General features: G+C 68.9%; 2 protein-coding genes and 1 pseudogene. 2 read left to right on the plus strand and 1 reads right to left on the minus strand.

Features of this window, described 5'->3' with window-relative positions; genetic code table 11:
- Positions 1-25: 25 nt before the first annotated feature.
- A complete protein-coding gene (locus tag ACGFWI_RS38700) occupies positions 26-1,492 on the minus strand; it encodes an aminotransferase class I/II-fold pyridoxal phosphate-dependent enzyme (RefSeq protein ID WP_393910756.1) in 1,467 nt (488 codons plus the stop codon).
- 168 nt (positions 1,493-1,660) lie between these two features.
- Here ACGFWI_RS38700 and ACGFWI_RS38705 point away from each other — a divergent pair.
- A pseudogene (locus tag ACGFWI_RS38705) lies at positions 1,661-1,882 on the plus strand (uracil-DNA glycosylase family protein); the annotation flags it as partial.
- A gap of 329 nt (positions 1,883-2,211) precedes the next feature.
- Positions 2,212-4,626: FAD-linked oxidase C-terminal domain-containing protein (locus ACGFWI_RS38710; RefSeq protein ID WP_393910757.1), on the plus strand; the 2,415-nt coding region annotated here is incomplete at its 3' end.

A 4,626-nucleotide genomic window follows, 5' to 3' on the forward strand; every position in this document is an offset into this window, starting at 1 on the left:
GTTGGGGCTATCGCGCTTCCCGCCCTCACTGCATGACCCGCACCGTGTTGAGCTGGGTGTCGACGGCGTCGGGCACATTCATCCCTGCCTCGATCCCTGTGCGCAGGTACCGCAGCACAGGCTCAGTGAGGAGCTCGCCAGGCAACACGGTGGGGATTCCCGGTGGGTAGGGCGTGAGCATCTCTGCCGCCACACGGCCGACAGCATCCTGCACGGGGACATCCTCCAGGCGGCCGAAGAAAGCGTCGCGCGGTAGACAGGTTTGTTGGAGTCGAAGCAGTGCAGGCGGAGGAATCTCCACCATGGGGCCGGCGTGCAGGTCCGGCGAGGCCGCCGAAGCAGCCTTCAACGCTTCCAGGAGGGCCCCTGTCGTCTCATGGTCGTCGGCGTGGGTGAGCTGGGTGTTGATGCGGCGATGGTCGGCGAGGTGCACATCGACGCTTCGGTGTGTGCGCAGCCAGTCCGCCACCCGGTATCCCGTCGTATTGAGCCTGCTGACGTCGATGACGACGGGAAGCGGGTCGAGGTCATCTGCCAGGCCGGGCCCGCAGAAATCTGCACGGTCATGTACGTGCAGCCCTTCGATTTCCTCGATCGCCGCCCGCACACGGGCAGCCAGCCCGAGGGTCCGGTCGAATAGTCCTCGGCCGTGCTGAGCCATTTGCCGCCGCCAGCCGTCCAGGCCGGCGTAGATAAGGACGGAGGGGCTGGTGGTGCCGAGCAGGTCGGCACGAGTCTTCAGGGTGGTCGGGTCGATCAGGTCGCCCTGAAGGTGGAAGACGGAGCCCTGCTCCAGGCCGCTGCCCATCTTGTGGATGCTGGTCACACAGACATCCGCACCTGCGTCCATCGCCCAACTGGGCAGGTCAGGGTGGAAGGGCAGATGTGCACCCCACGCCTCATCCACGATCAGTGGAAGGCCCCGACGATGGCAGGTGTCCGCGATGGCGCGGAGGTCCGCGCAGGAACCGTAGGGGGTCGGGCTGGTGACCAAGGCGCCCTTCGCGTCCGGCTGGGCAGCAAACGCTGCCTCGAAGTCCGCGGCGGACGGCGGGTGGGCCAGGTGGAGGTCGGCATCCCACCGGGGCTCCACCCACACGGGTTGAATGCCGGAGAGGATCAGACCGGAAACTACAGATTTGTGCGCGTCCCGGCCGATCAGCAACTTCTCGTGAGGGTGGGCCACGGAGAGCATGGCGGCCTTCACCGACAGGGAGCTGCCGCAGGTGGAGAAGAAAGTGTGGGAAGCGTGCACCGCGTCGGCCATCAGCTTCTCGGCACGCTCAAGGACCTGGCTACGGGTACGCCGGTCATCCAGGCCGCCCGAAGCAAGGACATCCCCGTAGAAGACGGCGTCGCCCAAGACGTCCCGGACCCGAGGATCGGCGCCTCGGGCCTGCTTGTGGCCAGGTGGAGTGAACGAGAGGTGTTTCGAGGCGTGGTACTCGGCCAGCGCTTCCAATACCGGTGCACGACTGTGGTCAGGAGCCATGCAAGACCGGTTCCCGGAGCCAAATACGGCTAATCATGAGCCCTTGGCCCTCGTCGCTCCTCCGCTGGCGCCGAGCGCTTCAAGACAGTGGACTGGGCTGCGGGAGGTGACGGTGATGGTCGCAGGTGCAGCACCGGGGGAGGAGACGATTACGACGCCACTCCCTTTCTGCCGCGCCGTGGTGGTCTCCCGGCCCATCGGCGTGCCGCGGCGCGCTGCCAGGGTTGCCCGCTCTTCGAGGGCGCATCCGGGACGGTCTTCGGGGCGGGCGAATCCTCGGCGCGGATCATGTTCGTCGGCGAGCAGCCGGGAGATCAGGAGGACCGGGCGGGCGAGCCGTTCGTGGGTCCCGCCGGGCGCCTGTTGCGGACTGCGCTGGGCGAGGTGGGAACCGCTGAGGAGCATGCGTGCTTGCGAGACGGTCGCACCGGCCGGCTTGTGAGCCTCTCAGCCAGGGACGGCAGAGCCGGTAGGCGCCGCTCTCGGCCACGACAACAAAGGGCTCGTCCTCGGCCAGCGCCACCCCGTTGGCGAACTGCAGGTCCAGCAGAACGCGGGAGACGAGGCAGTGCCCGGGCATGACAGGCCGTACTGCTGCCGCCCCCACAGCTCCACCCGGCGCAATCCGCGCTGATCCACGCGTTATCTGGCCCCCCTCAGGGGAACGCGTGTCCTGTGGCCGACTGACGGCGGCTGTCCGACCGGTGGGAGGTGTGGCGATGGAGCACGACGCAGGCACCGCTCAAGGCGGAGCGTCCGGCCTGTCCACGAAGGCTCTGCTGCGGGCCCTGCGGGACCGGGTCGACGGCGAGGTCCGTTTCGACGCGGGGAGCCGCGGCACGTACTCCACCGACGGCTCGAATTACCGGCAGGTGCCGATCGGTGTGGTGGTGCCCCGGGGTGTCGAGGACGGGGCGGCCGCGGTCGCGGTGTGTGCGGAGTTCGGGGCCCCGGTTCTCTCCCGCGGTGGCGGGACCAGCCTGGGTGGACAGTGCACCAATGCCGCTGTCGTCATTGACTGGACGAAGTACTGCAACCGCCTGGTGTCGGTGGATGCGGAGCGGCGCACATGTGTGGTCGAGCCTGGCATCGTCCTGGACGAGCTAAATCGCCAACTCGCCGATCAGGGGCTGAAGTTTGGGCCCAAGCCGTCGACGCACAGCCACTGCTCGCTGGGCGGGATGATCGGCAACAATTCGTGTGGAGCGTCGGCGCAGGCGTACGGCAAGACCGTCGACAATGTGCGACGGCTGGAGATTCTCACCTACGACGGCGTCCGGATGTGGGTGGGGCCCACCTTGGACGAGGAGTACGACCGGTTGGTGGCATCCGGTGGCCGCCGGGCGGAGCTGTATGCGGGGGCGCGAGAGCTCATCGACCGCTATCGGGGGGACGTCCGCCGGGGCTTTCCGAAGATTCCGCGGCGGGTGTCGGGCTACAACCTCGACTCGCTGCTGCCGGAGAACGGTTTCGACCTTGCCCGCGCCCTGGTGGGAAGCGAGGGCACACTCGTCACCGTGCTGAGGGCCGAGTTGGATCTCGTACCGGTGCCGGCGTGCGAGTCGATGGTGGTGCTCGGCTATCCCGATATCTGCGCCGCGGCGGACGAGGTGCCGCGCCTGCTGGAGTTGTGCCGTCCCACGCAGCTGGAGGCGCTGGACGGACGGATGGCGCAGCTGATGCGCGAGGAAGGCGCCTACCTGGACTCCCTGGAGCGGCTCCCGGAGGGCGACAGCTGGCTGCTGGTGCAGTTCAGCGGGGAGACCGTGTCGGACGTCGACCGGCAGGGTCGCGAGCTGCTGCGGGCGCTGGGGCGCGACGAGGACGACCCGTCGGTGGTGTTCTCCGACAATCCGCAGCGCGAGCAGCAGATGCTCAGGGCGCGTGAGGCGGGCTTGGGGGTGACCGCTCGGCCGCCCGATGACCGCGAGACCTGGGAGGGCTGGGAGGACTCGGCTGTTCCGCCGGAGCGGCTCGGGGAATATCTTCGCGACCTGAAAAAGCTCTTCGGGGAGTTCGGCTACGACCACCCCTCCCTCTACGGTCACTTCGGCCAGGGCTGTGTGCACACCCGTATCCCCTTCGACCTCAAGAGCGCCGACGGCGTGGCGGACTTCCGCCGGTTCCTGCTGCGCGCCGCCGATCTGGTGGCTTCGTACGGCGGATCGCTCTCCGGGGAGCACGGCGACGGACAGGCGCGCGGCGAGCTGCTGCCGAAGATGTTCGGGGAGCGCCTGGTGACCGCGTTCGGGGAGTTCAAGGCGCTGTTCGATCCGGACAACCGGATGAACCCCGGAAAGGTCGTCGCCCCACGGCGGGTCGACGAGGGGCTCCGGCTGGGGGCGGAGTGGCGGCCGGCGGAGCCCGCGACGCACTTCGGCTATCCCGAGGACGAGCACTCCTTCCGCCGCGCGGTGCTGCGGTGCGTGGGGATCGGCAATTGCCGGTCCCACAGCGGCGGGGTGATGTGCCCGTCCTACCGGGCCACCGGCGAGGAGGAACATTCGACCCGGGGGCGGGCGCGGCTGCTGTTCGAGATGCTCGACGGCCATCCCGATTCTGCCGTCAAGGACGGCTGGCGCTCGACAGAGGTGCGCGACGCGCTGGATCTGTGTCTGGCGTGCAAGGGCTGCAAGTCCGACTGCCCGACCGGCGTCGACATGGCGACGTACAAGGCGGAGTTCCTCTCGCACCACTACGCCGGCCGGCTGCGCCCGGCCGCTCACTACGCGCTGGGGTGGCTGCCGGTGTGGGCCCGTCTGGCCCGGGTGGCACCACGCCTGGTCAATGCGGCGCTGCACGCTCCGGGGCTGGCGGGGCTGGGCAAGCGGGCAGCGGGCGTGGCGGCCGAGCGGGAGGCGCCGGCCTTCGCCAAGGAGAGCTTCGCCGAGTGGTTTCGAGCTCGGGGCTTGCCGCAGCCGGACCCCGCGGATCCGCGGACGGTGGTGCTCTGGCCGGACACCTTCAGCAACCATCTCCATCCGAACGTCGCGAAGTCGGCGGTGCGCGTCCTGGAGGACGCCGGGTTCCGCATCGCCATCCCCGAGCGGAGCGTGTGCTGCGGGCTGACATGGATTTCCACCGGTCAGCTGAAGACGGCGAAGAGAGTGCTGCGCCGGACCGTCGATGTGCTG

Source organism: Streptomyces sp. NPDC048434 (assembly GCF_043200375.1).
In the GTDB taxonomy this organism is placed as follows: domain Bacteria; phylum Actinomycetota; class Actinomycetes; order Streptomycetales; family Streptomycetaceae; genus Streptomyces.